The sequence below is a fragment of the Micromonospora sp. NPDC048894 genome (genome assembly GCF_040649765.1).
Lineage (GTDB): Bacteria > Actinomycetota > Actinomycetes > Mycobacteriales > Micromonosporaceae > Micromonospora > Micromonospora antibiotica.
In genome coordinates this window covers 333,310-355,452 of record NZ_JBEZFY010000007.1, presented here as the reverse complement: position 1 = coordinate 355,452, position 22,143 = coordinate 333,310, and the positions used below count along the sequence as shown (strand labels likewise).

The 22,143-nt window shown below is 72.9% G+C and carries 19 protein-coding genes and 1 riboswitch; of the genes, 11 read left to right on the top strand and 8 right to left on the bottom strand.

Annotation, left to right across the window (positions count from 1 at the left end; genetic code table 11):
• Nucleotides 1-25: 25 nt before the first annotated feature.
• Entirely contained in the window at nt 26-538 is a 513-nt protein-coding gene (locus AB0C22_RS18480; RefSeq protein ID WP_357536081.1) for a GNAT family N-acetyltransferase, read from the bottom strand.
• An 88-nt stretch (nt 539-626) separates the two neighbouring features.
• Here AB0C22_RS18480 and AB0C22_RS18475 point away from each other — a divergent pair, with 88 nt between their 5' ends.
• From AB0C22_RS18475 to AB0C22_RS18460, 4 genes are all read left to right on the top strand, one after another.
• Nucleotides 627-878, top strand: a complete 252-nt coding sequence (locus AB0C22_RS18475) for an acyl carrier protein (protein WP_244252945.1) — start codon at nt 627-629, stop codon at nt 876-878.
• On the top strand, nt 875-2,137 hold the full coding sequence (locus AB0C22_RS18470; protein ID WP_357536079.1) for an AMP-binding protein: 1,263 nt from the start codon (nt 875-877) through the stop codon (nt 2,135-2,137). The genes AB0C22_RS18475 and AB0C22_RS18470 overlap by 4 nt, the downstream gene beginning before the upstream one ends.
• Entirely contained in the window at nt 2,130-2,876 is a 747-nt protein-coding gene (locus AB0C22_RS18465) for an SDR family NAD(P)-dependent oxidoreductase (protein WP_208569046.1), read from the top strand. Before AB0C22_RS18470 ends, AB0C22_RS18465 begins: the two co-directional genes overlap by 8 nt.
• 94 nt (nt 2,877-2,970) lie before the next feature.
• A complete protein-coding gene (locus AB0C22_RS18460) occupies nt 2,971-3,426 on the top strand; it encodes a hypothetical protein (protein ID WP_357536076.1) in 456 nt (151 codons plus the stop codon).
• Between the two features lie 46 nt (nt 3,427-3,472).
• On the opposite strand, the gene pseI is transcribed toward AB0C22_RS18460, so the two are convergent.
• The 3 genes from pseI to AB0C22_RS18445 form a co-directional block, all read right to left on the bottom strand.
• Nucleotides 3,473-4,525 carry a pseudaminic acid synthase gene (gene pseI / locus AB0C22_RS18455; protein ID WP_219469228.1) on the bottom strand — a complete coding sequence of 351 codons (1,053 nt, stop codon included), beginning with the start codon at nt 4,523-4,525 and terminating at the stop codon, nt 3,473-3,475.
• A 61-nt stretch (nt 4,526-4,586) separates the two neighbouring features.
• Nucleotides 4,587-5,705, bottom strand: coding sequence for a glycosyltransferase (locus AB0C22_RS18450; protein ID WP_219469231.1), 1,119 nt, complete (start codon nt 5,703-5,705; stop codon nt 4,587-4,589).
• Nucleotides 5,706-5,794: 89 nt separating this feature from the next.
• A complete protein-coding gene (locus tag AB0C22_RS18445) occupies nt 5,795-7,120 on the bottom strand; it encodes a polysaccharide pyruvyl transferase family protein (RefSeq protein ID WP_219469234.1) in 1,326 nt (441 codons plus the stop codon).
• 187 nt (nt 7,121-7,307) lie between these two features.
• On the opposite strand from AB0C22_RS18445, the gene AB0C22_RS18440 reads away from it, so the two are divergent.
• The 4 genes from AB0C22_RS18440 to AB0C22_RS18425 all read left to right on the top strand — a co-directional run bounded on the left by AB0C22_RS18440 (nt 7,308) and on the right by AB0C22_RS18425 (nt 11,688).
• Complete coding sequence (locus AB0C22_RS18440; protein WP_357536073.1) at nt 7,308-8,618, top strand: acyltransferase; 1,311 nt, start codon at nt 7,308-7,310, stop codon at nt 8,616-8,618.
• A 98-nt stretch (nt 8,619-8,716) separates the two neighbouring features.
• Complete coding sequence (locus tag AB0C22_RS18435) at nt 8,717-9,163, top strand: hypothetical protein (protein WP_219469237.1); 447 nt, start codon at nt 8,717-8,719, stop codon at nt 9,161-9,163.
• A gap of 126 nt (nt 9,164-9,289) precedes the next feature.
• Nucleotides 9,290-10,051 carry a hypothetical protein gene (locus AB0C22_RS18430; protein ID WP_307799557.1) on the top strand — a complete coding sequence of 254 codons (762 nt, stop codon included), beginning with the start codon at nt 9,290-9,292 and terminating at the stop codon, nt 10,049-10,051.
• A gap of 368 nt (nt 10,052-10,419) precedes the next feature.
• A riboswitch (cyclic di-AMP (ydaO/yuaA leader) is annotated at nt 10,420-10,564 on the top strand.
• A gap of 272 nt (nt 10,565-10,836) precedes the next feature.
• Nucleotides 10,837-11,688 (top strand): C39 family peptidase, encoded by an 852-nt coding sequence (locus AB0C22_RS18425; RefSeq protein ID WP_357536070.1) that lies wholly within the window; start codon nt 10,837-10,839, stop codon nt 11,686-11,688.
• 215 nt (nt 11,689-11,903) lie between these two features.
• Here AB0C22_RS18425 and AB0C22_RS18420 read toward each other — a convergent pair whose 3' ends face one another.
• The 4 genes from AB0C22_RS18420 to AB0C22_RS18405 form a co-directional block, all read right to left on the bottom strand.
• Entirely contained in the window at nt 11,904-13,598 is a 1,695-nt protein-coding gene (locus tag AB0C22_RS18420; RefSeq protein WP_357536069.1) for a CDP-glycerol glycerophosphotransferase family protein, read from the bottom strand.
• A 24-nt stretch (nt 13,599-13,622) separates the two neighbouring features.
• The gene (locus tag AB0C22_RS18415) at nt 13,623-15,131 is read right to left on the bottom strand and encodes a bifunctional cytidylyltransferase/SDR family oxidoreductase (RefSeq protein ID WP_219469240.1); all 1,509 of its coding nucleotides are present in this window, start codon (nt 15,129-15,131) and stop codon (nt 13,623-13,625) included.
• A gap of 170 nt (nt 15,132-15,301) precedes the next feature.
• Nucleotides 15,302-16,120, bottom strand: a complete 819-nt coding sequence (locus AB0C22_RS18410) for an ABC transporter ATP-binding protein (protein ID WP_067303417.1) — start codon at nt 16,118-16,120, stop codon at nt 15,302-15,304.
• On the bottom strand, nt 16,113-17,006 hold the full coding sequence (locus AB0C22_RS18405; RefSeq protein ID WP_357022630.1) for an ABC transporter permease: 894 nt from the start codon (nt 17,004-17,006) through the stop codon (nt 16,113-16,115). Before AB0C22_RS18405 ends, AB0C22_RS18410 begins: the two co-directional genes overlap by 8 nt.
• Nucleotides 17,007-17,183: 177 nt before the next feature.
• Here AB0C22_RS18405 and AB0C22_RS18400 point away from each other — a divergent pair, with 177 nt between their 5' ends.
• The 3 genes from AB0C22_RS18400 (at nt 17,184) to AB0C22_RS18390 (ending at nt 22,074) form a co-directional block, all read left to right on the top strand.
• A complete protein-coding gene (locus tag AB0C22_RS18400) occupies nt 17,184-17,822 on the top strand; it encodes a TetR/AcrR family transcriptional regulator (protein WP_208569036.1) in 639 nt (212 codons plus the stop codon).
• Nucleotides 17,823-17,995: 173 nt separating this feature from the next.
• Nucleotides 17,996-20,104: a DUF6077 domain-containing protein gene (locus AB0C22_RS18395; RefSeq protein WP_357536068.1), complete on the top strand. Its 2,109-nt coding sequence runs from the start codon at nt 17,996-17,998 to the stop codon at nt 20,102-20,104.
• Between the two features lie 215 nt (nt 20,105-20,319).
• Nucleotides 20,320-22,074, top strand: a complete 1,755-nt coding sequence (locus AB0C22_RS18390; protein WP_357536066.1) for a CDP-glycerol glycerophosphotransferase family protein — start codon at nt 20,320-20,322, stop codon at nt 22,072-22,074.
• Nucleotides 22,075-22,143: the final 69 nt, after the last annotated feature.

Sequence of the window (22,143 nt, the reverse complement as noted above, 5' to 3'; positions counted from 1 at the left end):
AATCGTCCCCGGACACCTGTCGACATCAGCGTCGGCGACGATTTTCCCGGGTCAGGGAAATGGGGACGACGGTGATTTCCCGGCCGTCGACCGTCTCGGGCCGCCCGGTGCCCTCGACGAACCCGAAACGACGGTTCATCTGTCGTACGACGGTGTTGTGCGCCAACACCTCGCCGTCGAGCCGGTCCAGCGCGAGCACGTCGAAGGCGTGGTCCACCGCCGCCCGCATCACCCCCAGCCAGGCGGGCAGGGTGGCCCCCCGTTCGGCCAGCCCGTCGGCATCCAGATAGAAACCCCAGGCACCGGACCGGGTCGGCCCGTCCAAGCACAGGTCGAAGAAGGTCACCACGCCCGCCGGTAGGTCGTCGTGGAGATAGACCAGCACGCGGCGGGCCGGGTCGGTGCGGACCCGCGACCACCACGCGGCGTGCTCGGCGGGGGTGATCTCGTGACTGGTCTTGCTGACCTGCCGGTTGGTTTCCTGATTACGCCAGGAAAACATCAGGTTAACGTCTTCCGTGGTGGCCTCGCGCAACACTCGTACCCCTTTTATTCACCTGGTGGACCCGGGTCGACCCTACCCGGGTAAATGGGCGAGGTAATTGTCGGGCTGTACACTCCGACGCATGAACGAATTGAGTCGCGCGCAGATCCGCGACCTCATGGCGCAGGTGGTGCGGAACCAGGGCAGGGTGTTGCCCGACGACGACTCCGCCGACCTGCGGGAGATCGGCTTCCGGTCCCTGGACTTTTCCGAGCTGGCGCTGCGGGTGGAGGACGAGACCGGAGAGGAGCTGAACTTCGACGCCCCCGGGCTGCGTCGGATCGCCACCGTCGGGGACGTCCTCGACTTCCTCGCCGAACTCCAACGGCAGTGACCGTCGCGACCTCGCCGGCCGGGCTGGACAACCGCATCGTCGTCGCCGGGGTGCCCCGGAGCTGGCGCGACCTGCCCGCCCCGGCGCTGCCGTCACCCGGTGCGGTCCTCACCGCCGGAGCCGCCGACGCCCTCGCCGTCGCCCGACACCACGCCGGCTACGGCACCGAGCTGCTGCTCGCGGGCCCTACCCGGGTCGACGCGACGATGCGGGACGAACTGCGCGCCGCCGGGTTCGCCGTCACCCTGCTCGTCGACGGGGTGCCGCAGACCACGCCGCCGGCCACCCCCCGGTCGCCGGAGCCGGGCCGGCTCTGGCTGCTCACCTCCGGCTCGACCGGGCGGCCCAAGCGGGTCGGGCACACCCTGGACTCGTTGACCACCGTGCGGGCGGCCCAGCCGGAGCGGACCTGGCTCTGCCCGTACGCTCCCGGCAGTTATGCCTGGTGGCAGGTGGTCACCCTGTCGCTGACCCAGCCCGGTCAGCACCTGGTGGTGGTCGACCCGGACGAGCTGGACGACTGGCCGGCGCTGGCCGCCGCGCACGGGGTGGACGCCGTCTCCGGCACCCCGACCTTCTGGCGGCGCACCCTGCACCGCGACCCGGAGGCGCTGGCCCGGGTGCCGCTGCGGCAACTCACCCTCGGCGGCGAACCCGTCGACCAGACCGTCCTGGACCGGCTCCGGGCGCTCTTCCCGGCCGCCCGGATCTCCTGGATCTACGCCTCCTCCGAGGTGGGCGCGTCGATCGTGGTGCACGACGGCCGGGCCGGCTTCCCGGTCGACTGGCTCGACCAGGCCGTACCCGGTAGGCCCACCCTCTCGCTGCGCGACGGCGAACTGGTGGTCGCCTCACCGCACCACGGCGTCGGGCACGACGGCCCGGTCCGCACCGGCGACCGGGCGCAGATCGTCGAGGGCCGGGTCATGATCACCGGTCGGTTGGACTCCGACGAGATCAACGTCGGCGGCAGCAAGGTCTCCGCCGGGCTGGTCCGCGACGTGCTCACCGCCCACCCTCAGGTGGCCTGGGCCCGGGTGACCGGCCGCCGCGCGCCGGTGCTCGGCCGGATGGTGGTCGCCGAGGTCGTCCCCACCACCGCGCCGGGCGACGCCGGCCAACCGGACGGGGCATCCCTGCTCGACGAGGGTGCGCTGGTGCGCTGGTGCGCCGAGCGGCTCCCGGAGTACGCGGTGCCCCGCCGCATCCGCCTACTGACCGAGATTCCCGTCAAGGAGACCCTGAAGAGCGATGTCTGATTCCGCGCTCGTCCCACCCAGCACCGTGGTCCTCGTCTCCGGGGGGTCCCGGGGGCTGGGCCTGGCCATCGTCACCGACCTGCTCGACGCCGGGCTCACCGTTGCCGCGTTCGCCCGCAGCGTCACCCCCGAGCTGGAGAAGCTGGCCGACGCGCACCCCGACCGGGTGCACGTCGGCGCGGTGGACGTCACCGACCTCGCGGCGGCGCAGGGCTTCGTCCGGGCGGTCGAGGCGCGGTTCGGTCCGATCGACGGACTGGTCAACAACGCCGCCGTCGGGCAGGACTCGATGCACACGCACACCGCCACCGCCGACATCGCCCGGATCGTCGAGACCAACCTGACCGCGCCGTTGCAGCTCACCCGCCTGGTGATCCGGCGGATGCTCGGGCAGGGCCGGCGCGGCCGGGTCGTGAACGTCACCTCGATCTGCGCGCAGCGCGGCTTCCCCGGCCTGGTGGCGTACTCGGCCACCAAGGGCGGCATGGACGCGGCGACCCGGTCGCTGGCCCGCGAGCTGGGCGGGCGGATGCTGGTCAACGCCGTCGCGCCGGGCTTCTTCGCCTCGGAGATGTCCGCCGTGCTGGGCAGCACCCAGCTCGACCAGATCGTCCGCCGCACCCCGACCGGGCATCTGACCGAGCCCGCCGAGGTGGTACCGGTGGTGCGGATGCTGCTGCGCGAGCACACCAACATCAACGGCCAGGTCATCGTGGTCGACGGTGCTGCCTCGATCTGACCGTGCCTGCCCCGACCACCGGCCCGGCGGCGGTCGGGGCGACGGTGTCGTGACGGCCCGGTCCGGGTCGGCCGGTTCGGGTGCGGTCGGGTCGGTGGGCACCCGGCCGGGCGGGCAGGCGGGGCGCGCGGTCGGCCCGCCGGTCCGGCCGGCGGGAAACGTCGGGCTGCGACCGGTGCCGGCGCTGCTGGGCGCCGCCGAACGGCACCTGCGCGTCGGCACCCCCACCGAGCTGCGGTACGCGGTGACCCGCAGCCATCTCGACGACGGGCGCTGCGTCGGCTGGTACGGGCCGGTCACCCCAGGTTGGCGGGTGGCGATCGACGCCGAACGGGCCACCGCCGAGGTCCCGCCCGCGTTGGCCGCCCGCTTCGGCCCGGTCGACTTCTGGGCCCGCTGGACCCGGGCGGAGAGCCTGTGCAAACTGGCCGAGATACCGGTGGCCGCCTGGTGGCGGCGGCACGGTCTGGCCGTACCCCCGCACACGCGTGCGGTGTGGCGCACCCTGCACCTGGCCGACCTGGTGGTCACGGTGGCCTTCGCCCCCTGAACGCGCCCCCGCCCCGCGCGGTGGCGCGGGGCGGAGGCGGGCGGTGTCAGACGAGGTCCCAGCTCAGCGGGGTACCGCGGGGGACGTCGGTGGTGAAGGTGCGGCCGAGGACCCGGGCGATCTCCACCGGAGGCAGGCCGCCGGCCGGGCGGATCGAGCGGACGTTGGCTGCGGTCACCTCGTCGCCGGCCCGGACGTCGGCCACCACGAACAAGGAACGGCGGAACCGCAGCCCCTCCCGCTCGGCCGGGGTCGGGCCGATGGCGGTGCCGCCGAGCGCCGCGTGTGCCCGCGCCGACTCGACCACCAGGGCGGCCAGCTCGTCGGGGTGCAGCGAGAAGTCGGAGTCGACCCCGCCGTCGCCCCGGTCGAGGGTGACGTGCTTCTCGATGAAGCACGCGCCCAGCGCCACCGAGGCCACCGGCACCCCGATGCCGGGGGTGTGGTCGGACAGGCCGACCGGCACCCCGAAGGCGTCGGCCAGCACCGGGATCCGGCGCAGGTTGCTGTCGGCCGGTGGGGCCGGGTAGGCGGCGGTGCAGGCCAACAGCACGATGCCACCGGCCCCGCCGTCGCGGGCGGTGCCCACCGCAGCGTCGATCTCGGCGACGGTGGCCATCCCGGTGGAGATGACCAGCGGCTTGCCGGTGCCCGCGACCAGCCGGATCAGCGGCAGGTCGACCAGCTCCGACGAGGCGATCTTGTACGCCGGGACGTCCAGCCCCTCCAGCAGCTCCACCGCCGACGGGTCGAACGGGGACGAGAACACGGTCAGCCCCCGCTCCCGGGCCCGTTCGAAGATCGGCCCGTGCCACTCGTACGGGGTGTGGGCCCGCTCGTAGAGCCGGTAGAGGTTCTGCCCGCCCCACAACTCGTGCCCGCCGGAGATGCGGAACGCCGGGGTGTCCACGTCGATGGTGATGGTGTCCGGCCGGTACGTCTGCAACTTCAGCGCGTGCGCCCCGCTGGCCGCCACCGCGTCCACGATCGCCAGGGCCCGCCCCAGGTCACCGTTGTGGTTGCCGGACATCTCCGCCACCACGAACGGCTGCTCGCCGGCCCCCACCAGGTGCGGCCCGATCTTCACTGTCGTCGTCATCTGAGACCCCTGTTCCTGTGCTCGTTGCTCGTGTCCCGGCGGGCACCCCGACGCCGGCCGGTCACCGGCTGCCGCGACCCGCGAGCGCGTCCCGGTCGGCGGGGGAGTCGTGGGACGGCCCGACGACCGGCGGCACCGGTTGCGGCACAGCGGCCGGGCGGCACAACCACCCCGCCAGCCGGTGCGCCTGGCGCAGCACCGCGTACGCGAGGTAGGCGTCCCGGCCGACCAGCCGGTGCTTGAGCCCCGCCACGCCGCCCGGCCGGGGGTAGCCGCCCGGCGGCAGGTGCCGGCGGTGGTGCGCGGCGATGCGGTGGAAGAACTCGCGGCGCAGGTGCGGGTGCAGCCGGCCGTCGTTGCCGACCACCACCAGCATGTGGTTGATCATCAGAGTGAACAGCTCGCCGCGCAGCCGCTCGTCGGGATACCGGCGGGCGACCCAGTCGAACAGCCTGTCGTACTGGGCGAAGGCGTCGAAGTGGCGACCGCTGCGGGTGGAGGTGATCGCGCCCTGCCGACCCTGCCGGTAGAGGTAGCAGACCCGGTCCAGCACGGAGATCCGTTCCGCGCCGATGAGCAGCGGGTTGCTGAACGGGATGTCCTCGTACCAGCCGGGGTGGAAGCGCAGTTCCAGGTCGACCATGAACTCCCGGCGGACCACCTTGTTCCACGCGGTGTGCTGCACCCGCAGCAGCCCGGGTCGGTCGGCCAGCCGGACCACCCCGGGGATGCCGCGTAGCAGGTGACTGCTCGCGTCCACCTCCCGCCGGCCGTCCTCGCTCACCCGCAGGTGGTCGAGCATCAGCACGTCGGGGCGGTGCGCCCGGAGCCGGTCCAGCACCGCCGCGATGGTGCCCGGCGGCAACCAGTCGTCGCTGTCGACGAACCAGACGTACTCCCCGGTGGCCACGTCCAGGCCGGCGTTGCGGGCGGGACCCAACCCGACGTTGCGGGTCAGGTGCATCGTGCGTACGCCCGGATGCTCGGCCGCGTACGCGCGCAGCAGCTCACCGCACCGGTCCGGCGAGGCGTCGTCGACCGCGACGATCTCGACCGCGCCCGCCGCGTCGGCCGGCACGTCCGTGCGCACCGAGTCGAGGCACTGGTGCAGGTACGCCTCCACCCCGTGGACGGGGACGACGACGCTGAGCAGCGGGGTGGGCGCGGGCTGGTTGACCACCCCGCCACCCTGGTGCACGGGTATGGACGGCCACGGAACGTGACGTATCCGGCGGAGATGGAGCTGCTGAACAGCGGCCGAGCGGCAGGTTAACGGTTCAGCATCCGCCGTACCGGTGCGCCGACCGCCCGCTTGACCCGGGCCCGCAGCCGCTGTTCCCGCAGCTCCCGCACGTCGTCGCCGAGCGCCGCGTTACGGTCGCGCAGCCACTGGATGCGGGCCAGCAGTTCCTCGGGCGAGGTGGCCCCGGCGGGCCGGACCGCCGGGGGGAACACCGTCTCGCGGACCTGCGCGTCGAACCGGGCCGCGCTGTCGCCGTCGTCGAACGCGTTGCCCAGGTCGTGCCGGGCGAGGAACGCGCGCAGCACCTCGTAGCGGGCCCGGTGCCCGGTGTTGAGGGCGGTGTAGTCGGCCTCGGCATAGAGCTGTGCGGCGTCCACGTCGGCCGGCACGTCCTTCATCAGCCGGTGCGGGATGTCGAAGTACCTGGCCAGTTCCAGGGTGCGCGAGTCGTGCGCGAACAGGTAGCCGGGGGTGCCGGAGACCAGCGCGGTGATGGTGCCGTGGATGCGGGTGCCGAACGCGAAGTCGAAACCGGCGAGATAGTCCATCCAGGTCCACGGGTCGAGGAACATCCGCACCTTGTCCTCGGTGAACAGCGGGTGCGAGGTGTGCACCGGGATGGCGCTGGTCTTGCCCCGGTCCTCGGGGGCGTCGCCGTAGAGCAGGGTGCCCAGCGTCTTGAGGTCCTGCGGGAGGTAGCGCAGGTTGGGGTAGCGGGCCTGGTGCGAGGTGATGATCTTCGCCATCGACTTGACGTACGGGGAGACGGTCAGCGCCACCCGGGCGTCGGGCGGCAGGGCCGGCGCGGACTTCTCCACCCGGAACCGGTCACCGTGCAGGAACATCGACGGGCAGCCGATCACGTCGACGGCGGAGAAGCCCAGCGTGTTCAGGTACCGCGCGGTGATCTCCCCCCGCACACCGATGCTCGGCCCCCGCTCCAGCGCCGCCCGGACGAACCGGCTGACCACGTCGTCGATCGGACGCAGGTACTCCCGGTCTCCGGTGACGTCGGTCTGCACGCCGACCCCGAACACCACCACCGGGATCCGCAGCCGCTCGACCAGCTTCGTCATCAGCTCGATGCGGTGGGCGTAGCTGCGCCGGAACGCGTTGGCCAGCGGGATGACGTACACGTCGTACTGCTCGTTGATCCGGTCGGCGTCGCGCAGGTCGACCTTGAACTCGGTCGACGTGATCCGCGCGGTGGAGGTGCGCAGCAACTTGTGCGCGGCGTGACTGAAGACCAGGTTGCCGTTGTTCTCCCCGATCCAGTTCCCCTCGTATGCCTCCTCCGGGCCGCGTACGTCGAACGGGTCCTTCTTGGCCCGCATCAGGATCCGCTGGTGCACACTCTGCTCCGTTCCTCGTTCGCCGGGCGTGCCTGCGACGGGCCGCGCCGGTCCGCCCCATGGGCGCGCGCCGACACCGACGGGTCCCGCGATGTTAGGGCAGTGGAGGGATTTCGTACACCTTCCGCACATCCGCACCACCCCGGCGCGTCACCCGCGGTGGGGTGGTGCCGGTAGGGTGCCCCGGGTGACCAGCGTGCCCACCCCCGCGTCCCCGGCGCTGAACCGGCTGCCGTCGCTGACCGGGCTGCGGTGGATCGCCGCCATGCTGGTCTTCGGCTACCACGTCGGCACCATGCGGATCGTCACCCAGCCCGACGCCAGGGCGGTGGTCGACTGGCTGTTCACCCTGGGCCTGTCCGGGGTGCAGTTCTTCTTCATCCTCAGTGGCTTCGTGCTGGTCTGGTCGGCCCGCGACGGCGACCGGCGGCGGGACTTCTGGCGTCGCCGGCTCGCCAAGATCTATCCCAACCACGTGCTGACCTGGGCGGCGGCGCTGCTGGTGATGTGGTGGTTCGCCGACCCGGTGGTGCCGCGCGCCGCCCTGGAGAACCTCTTCCTCGTCCAGGCGTGGGACCCCACCCCCGGCTATTTCTACAGCATCAACAACGTGAGCTGGTCGCTGTCCTGCGAGCTGTTCTTCTATCTCTGCCTGCCGCTGGTGCTGCCGGCGATCCGGCGGGCCCACTCCGGCGTGCTCTGGGCCGTGGTGGTGGCGGTGCCGCTGGTCATCCTGGCGCTCTGGCCCGGTCAGCAACTGCTCCCCGAGGGCAGCAACTGGTGGTTCACCCAGGTCTTCCCGCTGGTCCGCTCCACCGAGTTCTGGCTGGGCGTCGCCGCCGCCGAGCTGCTGCGCCGGGGCCACTGGCGGGGGCCCGGCCTGCCGCTGGCCAGCCTGCTGTTCGTGGTCGTCTGGGTGGCGGCGCACTGGATTCCGGCCGAGATGTGGGCGGCGCTGCTGTCGGTGGCGTACATCCTGGTCATCCCGGCGGCGGCCCGCGCGGACGTGCAGGGCCGCTGGTCGCCGTGGCGGCACCGCACCCTCATCTGGCTCGGTGAGGTGTCGTTCGCCTTCTACCTGGTGCACGTGCTGGTGATGATGACGGTGCTGCGGCTCACCGGGCACTGGGGTGTGGGGCTGCCCGGCTGGTCGGGGCCACTGGCCGTGCTCGGTTTCCTGGTGCTGAACCTGGCGTTGGCCGCCGCCCTGCACCGCTTCGTGGAGACGCCGATGATGCGCCGGCTCGCTCCCCGCCGCCGTACCCCACCCGTGCCGGCCGCCCCCGACGCCGCCCGCGGTGCCGCTGTCCCCGACGCCGCTGCCCCCGGTGCCGTTGTCGGCGGTGGGGCGCCGGCCGGCGTCGCCGCCGCCGGTGGGGTTCGGCCGGACGACGCGGCCGGCAGCGGCGGTGTCACCGTGCCGGGGCCGCGGGCTGCCGGCGACGGGCGGCGTGCCGGACTCCCCGTCGAGTACGTCGGACCGCGCGACCCGCACTGACCTCCCCGCCCGGCCGTCCGGACCAGGTCCACGGTGGTGGGCGCGGCGACACGCCCGGCGGTGCTGCGGGTCGGTCACCCCGGCGGTAACGTGGACATATGCTCCCGGCCGCACTCACCAGTCCGCTGTGGTGGGTCGCCCGCTGGTGGTCCCGGCTGCTGACCGGCCTGGCTGTCGCGATCGCGTTCGCCGTCGCCGGCCCGTCGCTGCCCGGCCCGGCGTCGTTCGACCCGGGGCCGGCGGCAGCCGCCCTGCCGGTCGACGCGTCGCTGTCCTTGCACGCGGCCGGAGCCCCGGCCACCCCGACCGGCATCCGCAGCGGTGGGCAGGAGGCCGACCCGGCCGGCGTCGCCGCAGATCGGGCCGTCGCCGTGGTGCTCGCCGTGCCGGCAGCGGACCGGGCCGCCGTGGTGCTGGCCGTGCCGACGGCAGACCGGGTCGACGCCGTCGTGCCGGCCGGCGTCGCACGGAGCGCCCCGCCCCCGGCGCTGCCGGCCGGTCGAACACCCGTCGCCACCGCCCCCCGGGCACCCCCGGCGGGCTGACCGCCCACGCGGGGGCCGACCCACCCGCGACCGCCTCCGCCACGCACCACACCCGCACCGTCCGGCCGGATGTTCCCGCCGCCGGTACGGCCTCCTCTTCCGCATCCCGCCTGCGAGGTGTCGACCGTGAACACCGTGCTCTCCCAGTTCCTGATCGAGGTCCCGACCGCCACCGTGATCTGGTCCGCGCTGCTCGTCCTGGCGCTGACCGGGATCACCATCCTGGTGGCCCGGCCCGAGCGGGACCAACCGGCCGCCGCAGCCACTGCCGCCGCGCCGGCATCCGACGCCCCACCCCCCGTCGCCGACCTGCGTCGCTACGCGGAGGAGGTGGCCGTCGCCGCCTCCGGAGCCGCCCGGAGGGCCCGCCACCACCGCGTGGCCTGGCTGGCGGCCCACGACGCCCTGGAACGGGCCTGGCAGGCGTACGACGAGGCGGAGACGCTGGCCCGCCGGTTCACCGGTGCCCGGGCGCTGCCCAGCCCGCGTACTCCCCGCACGCCCGCCGAGTACGCCGGTCGGGAGCGGTGGCTGCACCAGGAGGCCGTGGCGGCGCACTGGCGGGGAGAGTTGTCGGTGGAGCGGCTGCGGGACGTCTTCGCGCACCGCGACGGTTGGGACCCGCGTCGGCACCCGGTCGAGCACGAGGTGATGCTGGCCCGCGCGGTCCGCGAGGACCGGCGTACGGCGTACCGGGCTGCGGTCGGGCGGGAACGGGCGGCGTGGCGGAACGCCGAACTGGCCGCCGAGGCGGCCCGGTCGCTGGCTGCCGAGGCACACGCGGCGGCGCAACGGTGGCGGCCGACCCGGGTCCCACTGCCCCGTCCGGCGACGTCCGCCACCCGCCCGGCCCCCGCCACCCGCTGGCGTCCGGCCCGGGTCGGCTGACCCGGCCGTCAGGTCGGCCGGCCGCTGGTTGGCGAAGCCGGACCGGTCGTCGGGTCGGCGGGTCGGCGGGACTGAATTGTTATCTGCGGGTTGTGGGTGCCGTCACTGCGGGTGGAAACCGGACACCTGGTCACAGTCGGTCACATCGACTGCGACGATCATCGGTGGTCGGTGCCCCGCCGTCCGGGTTTTCGCCTGGACGCGCCCGGGCGCTCCGACCGTCCCACGCGTGGCGGGTCAGTGCCCGAGTGCCCCGAAACTGACTCGTCCAGCCCATGTTTGTGCAGCTCAACGGGCTTGGCGAGGGGGGAAACCGGCCAGTAGTGTCGCTGCGGTCCGGTGCGGTTTCCGATCGCAAGAGGCGACGCCGTGCCGACCCGCTCAATCGTGCCAGTCACGAACCGGGGACCCACACGCACCACTTGGGGTGAATCTCCGGGCCACGGCCCGGGGTAGGGCGATCTTCCCGCCCGAATCCGTCAGCTAACCCGGTCGGCGGCAAAGGAAGGAGTTCCCTCCTCGTGCAGCATGACCCCACCCCCTCGGTAGTTCCTCCACCTCGGTGCCGGGGCACCGCCGGACCGTCGCGCCCGACGCGCTGACCCGGCTCTGTGCCCCGCCGCCCGGCCCCTGCCGGGCGAGCCGCCGATCCGCCCGGCCCCCCGTCGGGCGGTCCCTGCCGAACGAGCGGCGCAACACCCGATCCGCGCGTGGCGTGTCCGCCGCGTGCCGATGGGTTGTGCCCGCCGCCTCGCCCCGTGGAGGAACACCCTGTGAAGCACCACATGAAACGACAGCTCCGCCTACTGGGCATCCGACGCCCGTACCGGATGGTCGTCGGCTCGGCGGCGGTCCTCGTCCTGGCCGCCGGTGGCACCGCCCTGGCCGCCGGGGTCGACGACGCCCCGACCGACCAGCAGCGCGCCACCGCCGTGGCCGAGACCGCCCCCCGCCTCGACGACGTCGCCAGCCGCGCCCAGGCCCGGGTCGCCGTCCCCGCCCCGACCAGCCCGTCGGCCACCCCCTCGGCCAGCCCGTCGGCGAGCGACGCCCCGTCGCCGCGCGTCACCCGGGCGAAGGCCAGGGCCACCGCCGACCCGGACCTGACCCGCAAGGCGGCCCCGAAGCCGCCGTCGTCGAAGGTCCTGCGCTACGACTACCAGGCCCAGACCACCTACTACTACTGCGGCCCGGCGGCGGTCCGCAACGCGCTCAGCGCGGCCGGCATCGAGCGCGGCCAGGACGACCTCGCCGCCCTGTTGGGCACCACCGAGATGGGCACCAACTCGGCCGAGGACACCACCCGGGTGCTCAACGCCGTGGTCAAGGGTGACCCGTACCGGACCAGGATGTTCGCCGGCACGCCGAGCGACGCGCAGATCGACCGGCTGCGGGCCGACGTGGTCACGGCGGTCGCCGACAAGCGGGCCGTGGTCGCGAACGTGGCCGGGGACGCCACCGACCTCGACGGCGGCTGGCACTCCTTCCCCGGCGGCCACTACATCGCCGCCGTGGGCTACCGGGACAACGGTCGTACCGTGCGGATCGCCGACTCGGCCGACCCGTCGCTGCCGGCCTACTGGGTCAGCGTGACCACCCTGGCGAACTGGATCGCCACCCGGGGCTACTCCGCCTGACCGAGCCACCCCACCCGCCCCGGCCGCCCGACCACGGGTGGCCGGGGCGGTTCGCTGTCCCAGGGTCGACCCGGCCGGCCGGACGAAGATCGTGCTCGAACATGGTTGTAGTGGCCTCCTCGCAGGAGGCCACTACAACATGGATCGAGCACGATCTTGCCGACGGAGGCGGGCGCGAGCGGAGGCGAGCGGGTGCGGGCGGAGGCGGGTGCGGGTCAGGTGTGGGGGGAGAGGGGGGCGGCGGGGGCACGGGGGGTCGGCGGGGCCCAGCCCGGTTCCAGCTCGCGGCGGGCCGCGGCCAGGAAACCCTCGGCGTACGCGTCGGCGGGGAAGTCGCCCAGGTAACGGCGGCGGGTCTGCCAGCGGGCCGCCGCCAGCGGGTCGGTGTCCAGCAGCCCGGTCAGCACCTCGTCCAGGTTGGCCATGTCCCGGCGCAGCACGTAACCGGAGCGGGCCAGCGGGAACCGGTCCAGGAACTCGTCGCCGTCGACGCCCAGGTCGGTCACCGCGTACGGCTTGCCGGAGTAGAGGTAGTCGGAGATGACCCCGGAGACGTCGGAGACCAGCGCGTCGGAGCGGTTGACGCACTCGGTCAGGCTCAGCTCGCGGCTGGCCGCCGCCCCCCACAGGTGCTGCCGGCCGGTGCGGGTCCGGTCGGCGGCGAGCAGTTCGGTGAGCCGGGCCAACTGCCGGGCCGAGGCCGGATTCTGCCCGGTGTACGGGTGGGCGCGCAGGATCACCGTGGCCCCCCGGTCGAGCAGCCGGCGCAGCAGCGGCTCGGCCACCGGCAGCGAGCAGTAGTTGGCGTCGGCGTGGTGGCCGGTCCAGGTGGGGGTGTAGAGCACGGTCGGGGCGGTCAGCGGGCGGGCCTCCCGGCGTACCTCGATGGCCTCGACCTGCGGGCGGCCGACCACGACGAACTTCTCGGCGGGGATCTCCACCCCGGCCCGCGCGTACCGCTCGATCGCCGCCGGACCGGCCACGAAGATCTTGTCGAAGATGGCCGAGACCGGGTTGGCGCTGGGGGCCTTGTCGCTGTCGCCGTGGTGCAGCTGCACGTGGGTGAGCTGGGTGAACCGGATGCAGTGACTGTTCTTCGCCCCGTGGTTGACATAGAACGCCACCCGCAGGCAGGGCACCAGCGCCTCGTCCATCGCCTTGAGGGTGGGGCAGTAGACCACCGGGGCGCTCGTCGCGGCGGCGATCGTGGGCAGGAACTCCGGCTCCCGCAGCAGCACCAGGAACGGCCGGCCGAGCCGCTCCAGGTAGGGCAGCCACATGGTGACCTGGTATTCCGAGCCGGGTGGGGCGGAGAAGTAGAGCAGGAACTCCGGCTGGTGCGCGCGCAGCGCCCGGGTCACCGGGCCGCCCCCGCCCGACGGCCGGAACCGCCGCCGGGCCAGGTCCAGGCCGACCGCACCGCAGCCGGCCGCGACCACCAGCACGACGACCAGCGCCAGCACGGCAGGCAGGGCGAACGCGGCGGCCACCGCCACCACGGCGAGCAGCCCCAGCAGTACGCCGCCGAGCCGGGCGGCGACCAGCGGGGTCCACGCCCGCACCGGCAGGTTCGCCGCCCGGATCTCCAGGTTGCCGGCATCGCGCAGCGGTCCCACCAGCAGCACCAGGCCCAGCAGCAGCAGCGCGGTGAGCGCCAGCACCGGGTCGAACCCGTCGTCGAGCCGGCGGGCGTAGCCGACCAGGATGCCGGCGGCCAGCAGCACCGTCTCGGCGACGATGTCGGCGTCGGGGCGGACCCGACGTTCGTAGCCGGCGGCGGCCAGCGCGGCCACCGCCAGGGCCAGGCCCCAACCGGTGGCCCCGGTGAACGCCACCACCAGGAAGGCGACCACGGCCAGGCCGGTGGTCAGGCACCGTGCGATCAGTTTCCTGACCAGCTCACCACGCATGTCGTACCGTCTCCGGGGGTCGGGTCAGCCGGCGTCGACGCCGCTGGGCAGCCGGTCCTGCTCGGCCGCGGTCGGCTGGGCCGGCACCGGGGCCGCCTCGCCGGGGGCCCGCCGGACGTCGATCACCTGACCGGTGAGGTCGGAGATCAGCACGTCGAGCGAGGACTGGGCGACCGTTTCGGCGGCCAGCAGGGTGTGCTCCGGCTCCTCACCGAACGCCTTGGTACGCATCGGGGTGGCGGTGCGCTCCGGGTTGATGCAGTTGACCCGGACGCCGTACTCGGCCCACTCGTCGGACAGTGCCTGGGTCAGGTTGACCAGCGCCGCCTTCGTCGAGGAGTAGAGCGCGTACTGGGCCCGGCCCCGGGTGTAGGAGCTGGACGTGTAGAGCAGCAGCTGACCCTTGGTCTGCTGGAGGTACGGCAGGGACTGCCGGGCGGCGATCACCGGGCCGACGAAGTTGACCTGGAGCACCCGGTCCATGGTCTCCTCGTCCATCTCGGCCAGCGCGCCCTTCTCCAGGATGCCGGCGGTGACCACCACGTGGTCGATCCGGCCGGTGGCCTCGAACGCGGTCTTCAGTGCGGCCTCGACGTCGCCGGTCTGCTCGACGTGGGTGCCGGTGCTGGAGCGGCTGAACGCGAAGACCTGCGCGCCGTAGCCCCGGGCCAGCTCGGCCAGGTCGTGCCCGATGCCGTAGCTGCCGCCGAAGATGACGATCGTGCGCCCGGCCAGCTCCTCGGTGTAGCTGCGGTGCGACAGCCGGGGGGCCTGGGCGGCGGCGAGCTGGAACAGCTTGTCGGCGAGGTGCACGTCGACCGGGTGGGTGACCTTGATGTTCTCGTCCGACCCGTCGATCACCTTGATCGGGGTGCCGGGCAGGTAACGCAGCACCACACCGCAGTCGTCGGTGGCGGCGAAGTCCGGGTCGCCCTCGGCCCGCCGGTACGCCTCCCGGATGGTGCCCGAGCGGAACGCCTGCGGGGTCTGCCCCCGGCGCAGCCGGGACCGGACCGGGATGTCGGTGATGCACTCGTCCTCGTCGACCTGGATGATCGTGTCGGCGGAGGGGATCGCCACGTCGACGGCGGAGTAGCTCCACAGCGCGTTCACGCACTCGCGGACGATCCGGGCGCTGACCAGTGGGCGGACCGCGTCGTGGAAGAGGATGTTGACGTCGCCGTCGCCGACCGCGTCCAGGGCGGCCCGGGTGGTGGCGTTACGGGTCTCGCCGCCCTCGATGACCTTGCTGACCTTGCGGAAGCCGGCCTTGTCGACGATCTGCTGGGCGTCGGCGACGTGCCCGGTGGCCATCAGCACGATGATCTCGTCGATCTCCGGGGCGGCCTCGAAGACGGCCAGGGTGTGTTCGATGATCGGCTTGCCGGCGATCTTCAGCAACTGCTTCGGGATGCCCAGGCCGAGCCGGGTCCCGGTGCCTCCGGCCAGCACCACCGCCACCGTCCGCGAGGGCCGCCACGGTGCCGGGGTCTCCGGTGTGGCGTCCGGGCCAGTGGTGTGGTCCTGCGTCATTGCCGATCCTCACTCTCGGGGGATGTCTGCACGCGTCCCGGGGGTCACCCTGAACGAAGGATTGCGCCAGCGTGGCGACGGGATGAACCTTAACGCGCGGACCGCGCCGCCCCAACGGGACGACGCGGTCCGTGGAGCATCGGATCGATGCCGTACGTGCGCCCGGAATACTACTTGCCGTTGGCGAATGCCTCGTACGCCCGGATCACCTCGTCGGTGGGCCCGTCCATCCGGATCAGCCCCGACTCCAACCAGATCGTCCGTTCACAGGTGTCCCGTACCGAGGAGAGCTGGTGGCTGACCAGGAAGACCGTGCCGGCCCCCTCGCGTAGTTCCCGGACCCGCTGCTCGCTGCGCTTACGGAAGCCCTTGTCGCCGGTGGCGAGCGCCTCGTCGATCAGCAGCACGTCGTGCTTCTTGGCGGCGGCGATGGAGAACCGCAGCCGGGCCGCCATGCCCGAGGAGTACGTCCGCATCGGCAGGCTGGCGAAGTCGCCCCGCTGGTTGATCCCGGAGAACTCGATGATCTCCGGCGTCATCCGGGCCACGTCGTCGGGCTGCATCCCCATCGCCAGGCAGCCCAACGTGACGTTGCGCTCACCCGACAGGTCGTTGAGCAGGGCGGCGTTCACCCCCAGCAGGGACGGCTGGCCCTGGGTGTAGACCGCGCCCCGGTTGACCGGGAGCAGCCCGGCGATGGTCCGCAGCAGGGTCGACTTGCCGGAGCCGTTGCTGCCGATCAGGCCGATCGCCTCACCCCGGTACGCGGTGAAGGACACCCCCTTGACCGCGTGCACCTCCTGTATGTTGGGCGCGGAGGAGCGCTTGACCAGCCGGCGCAGCGCGGCCACCGGTGTGCTCCCGCCCCCGGCGCCCTTGTGCACCCGGTAGATCACGTGCGCGTCGTCCACCACCACGGTGGGGATCCGCTCGACGACCCGGGGCAGGGTCACGGTGACGTCGTTGGACGTCTCGTACCGGTCATCCACGGCCGTACTCCTGTTCGCCGCGCCAGAAGTAGACGTACCCGGCGATCCCGCCCAGAATCGCCCAGCCGGCCGCCACCAGCCAGAGCTGGGTCAGCGACTCGTTGAGCAGTGGCGCCTGCTCCAGCAGGGCGTACCGGGCCAGCTCGATGTAGACCAGGATCGGGTTGAACTGGATGAGCGTCGAGGCCCACTCCGGCAGCCGGTCGAACAGCTTGACGCTGTAGAGCACCCCGGAGCCGTACATCCAGGTGCGCAGGATGAACGGCATGACCTGCTTGAGGTCGCTGGCCTTGGAACCCATCCGGGCGACCACCATCACGACCCCGGCGTTGAAGGCCGCTTGGAGCAGCAGTGCCGGCGGCAGCATCAGCCAGGCCAGGGTGAGCGGCTCGCCGGTCACCAGCACGATGCCGACCAGCACGATCATCGAGGCCAGCAGCTGCTGGAACTGGGTCAACGTGGCGGCCAGCGGCAGGCAGGCCCGGGGGAAGTGCAGCGCCCGGATCAGCCCCAGGTTGCCGCTGATCGACTGGGTGCCGGCCAGCACGGCGCTCTGGGTGAAGTTGAAGATGAACAACCCGGTGGTCAGGTACGCGATGAAGTTCGGGATGGTGTTCTGCCCGAGCACCACGCCGAAGATCAGGTAGTAGACGGCGGCGTTGGTCAGCGGGGTGAGCACCTGCCAGATCTGGCCCAGCTTGGCGTTGCTGTACGAAGCGACCAGTTTGGCGTTGGCGTACGCGGCGGTGAAGTGCCGGTAGGCCCACAGTCTGCGGCTGTACTCGGTCAGAGAGGGGCGCTCACCGGCGACCCGTAGTCCGTGCCGAGCGGCCAGCTGCGCCTGGGTCAGGCCCGTTTCGGGGTCGACCAGCGCGGTGGTGGCCATGGGAAGGGCGCTCCGATCTTTCGTACCAACGGGATGCGCGCGACGATGGGAACTGTGGGTCGGCGCGGTGCCGGGGCAGCCTCGTCGCTGCGTGGACGGTAGTCCATAACACGTCGGGACGCAACCGTACCGTCGTTGCGCTACATTGGCCCACGTGACAGGTGCGAAGAGTCCCCGATGACCAGCGACAAGAGGCGTGCGCCGGCCGGTGCCGCAGTGCTGAGAGGCGACATCACCAGGGCCATCCGCCGCGCGTTGATGCAGGAACTCGCCGCCGTCGGATACGGGCGGCTCTCCATCGAGGCGGTGGCCCGCCGGGCCGGCGTCAGCAAGACCGCGATCTACCGGCGGTGGAGCTCGAAGCTCGACCTGGTGATCGAGACCGTGGTCGCCGCCGCCGGCAGCAAACTGCCGGCGCTGGACACCGGCAGCCTGCGCGGCGACCTGACGCTGCTGTTCCAGGTGGTCGCCCACGCGCTGAGCCACCCGCTGGCCTCGCAGATCATCCCCGACCTGCTCGCCGAGGCGGCCCGCAACCCGACCATCGACGAGACCCTGCAGCAGTTGCTGCGGGCCAAGCAGCAGGAGATCGGCGGCCGGCTGATCGGCCTGGCGGTGGAGCGCGGCGAGCTGCCCGCCGACACCGACGCCGACGCGGCGGTCGACCTGATCGTCGGGCCGCTGTACTGGCGACTGGCCATCGCCCGTACCCCGCTGACCCCGACCTACCTGGACCTGCTGGTGGAGTCGGTGGCCATCGGGCTCACCGCGAACGGCACCGTGCCCCGGCCGCGGGCGGCCCCGGTGTCCGGTTGACCCGGCATCCACCCCACCCGGCCAACTCCGGGACACCGCCACGCCGCCCACCGGCCATCGACGGACGATGGTTGCGGTTACCCTGCTTTCCGGACCGGAGCCGGGCGACCGTCCGCCGCCCGCCGGCCGTACGACTCTCGCGTACCGTGCCCGCACGACGACAAGGACGATCCGTGCCGAACGCCGACCCCGTTGCCGTCGCGCCTCCGCCCGTCGCACCACCCCCCGCCGCACGGCCGCGGCCCGCGCACTGGTTGCGGTCGGCGCTCGCCGCGGCCCCGGCCGTCGTCACCGACGCGGCCGTGCTGGGCTTCGCGCTGTGGACGGTGCTCTACCACGCGTCCTTCCTGTTCGGGCTGCGCCCGTCGGTGACGTTCCTGATCTGGCTGGTCGGCTGCGCCCTGATCACCGCCCTGGTGGCGGTGCGTGCCCTGCGCCGGGCCCGGGTCCCCGCCCCGGCGGGTGCGGCTTCCGACGCCGCCGGAGCGCCGACGGCTACCGAAGCCGTCCCGGCGGGCGGCACGGGCCAGCCGCGCCGCTGGCTGCTGCCCGTGGTCGCCGCCGGGGTGGTCGCCGCCGTCACCGCCGGCCTCGCCGGCACCCCGGCCGGCGACGTGCTCTCCTGGTGGGTCCCGGCCGCCGCCGGCGCGGTCGCGGGCGTCGGTGCCATGCTGCTCACCCGGCGGGCGTGGCGGGCTGACGACGCGGCGCCGCCCGCGTCACCGGTCCCCACCGCCCTCCAGGCCGGGTACGCGCTGCTGATCTCGGTCGGGGTGGCGATCTCCTCGCTCTACCTGGCCCGCAACACCCCGGACGACGTCTACTACGTCGGCAAGACCGTCTGGGTGGCCGACCGTGACCTGGTGCCCACCAACGACTTCCTGTTCACCGAGAACGTCGCCCCGGCGATGGGTTCGCTGCCACCGACCCCGTCGATCGAGGTGTTCGACGGCGCGCTCGCGCACGTGCTCGGCATCCACGGCGCGTCCGCCACCTGGTACCTGGCGCTGCCGGTGATGGCGGTGCTGGCCGTCCTGGCGTTGTGGCGGCTCACCCACCGGTGGGCCCCACGCCGGCCGGTGCTCGCGTTCAGCGTCGCGGTCACCTACCTCTACCTGGTGGCCGGCTCGGACGCCGCGCTCGGCACCTTCCACCTGCCCCGCCTCTACGAGGGCAAGGGGATGTTCGTCTCGGCGGTCATCCCGCTGATGTGGCTCTACCTCACCGAGTGGTTCGACACCCGGTCGCGCCGCTCGCTGCTGCTCGTCTTCGCCCTCTCCGTCACCGCGGCCGGCCTCACCACCACCTCGGCGATCATCCTGCCGATGCTGGTCGGCGCGGCCGGGCTGGCGATGCTGCTGGTCGGCCGCTGGAAGGACGCGGTGGTCGGCGGGCTGGCCGCCGTGGCGTACCCGGTGGGGGCGATCGTGGTGTCCCGGCTGGTGCTGGGCGGTATGGACGCGGCCGGCGCGGACGACGCCTTCTTCGACGCCGAGTACACCTACCGGCGGACGCTGCTGGTCGGGATCGTCGGCGTGATCAGTGGCCTGGCGCTGTGGTGCGGGCCGCTGCTGGCCCGTCGGCGCACCCCGGCCCTGCTGGCCGCCGGTGCCGCCCTGGTGATGAGCGTGCTGCTGGTGCCCGGCGTGCTGGAGACGCTCGGCGCGCTGACCGGCATCTCCGTGGTGCTCTGGCGGGTGCCGTGGCTGCTCGCCCTGCCGACCCTGATCGGCCTGCTCTGCACGGTGCGCGTCCCGTCGCCGTCGCGGCTGCTGCGCGGTGCGGTCGGCGGGCTGGTCGCCGCCGCGATGGTCACCTCGTTCGCCGTCTGGGCCACCCCGATGTGGTCGAAGGACAGTTGGGTCGAGACGCACACCCGCCCCACCTGGAAGCTGCCCCAGCAGCGGCAGGAGATCGCCTTCTGGATCTCCCGGCAGGACCGGCCGGCCGGGTTGCTCCTCGCCCCGTCGACGATCATGCGGACCTCACTGATCGTCACCAGCCGGGTCCGGGTCGTCCTGCCCCGCGACTTCTACCTGGTGGAGTACGACCTCAACTCCGACTTCGCCAAGGACCGGCTGTTGCTGGCGCACTTCGCCGACGGGCGGGAAAAACCCGCCCGGGACCAGGTCGACGCCGCCGTCGACCGGCTCGGGGTGGGCACCATCTGCGTCTACAACGGCAACCGGTACGCCCGGGACATGGCCGTCGAGCTGGGCTTCAAGGAGTTCGCGACCCGACCGGGACCGGGCGCGACGACCTGCTACGGCCGGGCGGGCTGAGCGGCGGACGTCAGGTGTCGCCCGAGGGGTATCGTCGCGTCTGACCGAAATGGACCTGGATACCCGAGCGACACCGGGACGCCCTCTCGCGTTAAAGTCGCAATCACCCGCAGACCGGCACGTTCGGTCGCGGTGCTGCGGTCACGCCCGTCGCACGACGAGGCCGTCGACCGCCGGGCCCCGCCCGTCAACGACCTCGTAGGGAGCGTCCTCCTTTGTTCGGCACGTTACTGGAACGCACCGGCACCGCCGCCCGAGGCGCACTGCTGGTGCTGTTCTACCTGGTCATGCTCGTCGCGGGCGTCTTTGGATGGGTGGTCCTGTTCGCCGTGGCCGGGCTGGCCGCGGTGGTCGGTGAGTTCGCCGTCACCCGCTGGTCGCCGCCCTCGGACACGCTGCTGGAAAAGGTCGGTCTCAACCGGGGCTACCGGCAACTGAGCCGGGACCTGGCGTCCGTGCTCCTGGTCGCCGCCACGGTCCCGCTCACCGGGGTCGAGCTGACCTGGCTGCTGGTGCTCCCGGCGGCGGTCTGGGTGATCGCCGTCTTCGCGGGTGCCCTGAACACGATGATCGACCGGCGCAACCCCGTCTCCGCCCTGGTCCGCAACATCGAGCTGGGGCCGATCCGCTCGGCGCCCCGCCCGCCGGACTGGATCGCCAACCTGGCCGGTGTGCCGCTCGCGGTGCTCAACGTGCTGCTGATCCCGGCCGCCGTGGTCGCCGCGGTCCGCGTCGACGCCACCCCCGTGCTGGCGGTCGCCGCGGTGGCCGCCGGGCTCGCCGCGCTGATCGGCGCGGTGGTCGCGGTGACCTGGCTGCGCGGTCGGGGCACCGGCAAGAGTCCGGTGCTGCCGGTGTTGCAGCGCTGGCTCGACAACCACCGGCCCGAGGTCGCGCTCTACTTCGCCGGCCCGGCCAAGGACGTCTACCAGGCCAACATGTGGCTGGCCCCGACCGAGGCGCTGCACCAGCGGGCGGTCGTGCTGATGCGCAGCAAGGAAGCGTTCTGCGAGCTGGCCGACACCCGGCTACCGGTGATCTGCGTGCCCACCGGGCCCGACTTCATGAACCTCGAACTGGGCACCGTCCGGGCCGCCCTCTACGCGGCGAACGTCGGCGCCAACATCCACATGTTGCGCGAGCCGGGCATGAAGCACGTCTTCGTCGGTCACGGCGACAGCGACAAGCAGGCCAGCGTCAACCCCTACAGCAAGGTGTACGACGAGGTGTGGGTCGCCGGCCTGGCCGGCCGGGAGCGGTACGCGCGGGCCGCGGTCGGCGTCCGGGACGACGACATCGTGGAGATCGGCCGGCCGCAGCTCGCCGGGGTGCACACCTTCGGCTCGACGGCCCCCGACCGGCCGTTCACCGTCCTCTACGCCCCCACCTGGGAGGGCTGGCTCGACGACGACCCCTACCACACCTCGCTGGTGCTGATGGGGGAGCGGATCGTCCGGGGTGTGCTCGCCTCGCCGCAGGTGCGCCTGGTCTACAAGCCGCACCCGCTGACCGGTTCCCGGTCCAAGGAGGCCAAGGCGGTGCACGAGCGCCTGGTGTCGCTGATCCGGGCCGCCGGTGGTGACCCGGACGCCGGTTCGCTGGACGGCCCCGGGCACCGGGTGGTCACCGGCCGGGTCCCCGCGCTGTTCGACTGCTTCAACCAGACCGACCTGCTGGTCAGTGACATCTCCAGCGTGGTCTCCGACTTCGTGCAGAGCCAGCGGCCGTACGTGGTGGCCAACCCGAGCGGGCTGCCGGAGGACGAGTTCCGGCGCGAGTTCCCCACCTCCCGGGGGGCGTACCTGCTCTCCCGCGACTGCGGTGAGCTGCCGAAGATCCTGGCGCTGACCCGGGCCGGCGACGACCCGATGACCGACGCCCGGCGGGAACTGAAGACCTACCTGCTCGGCCCGGCCGAGGCCAACCCGATGGACCGGTTCCAGGAGGAGATCGGCCGGCTCTGCCGCTGACCGGACGGGGTACGGGGCCCGGGGCGAACACCCGTCCCGGGCCCGGTCCCGTTCGCTGGCCGGCCCGGC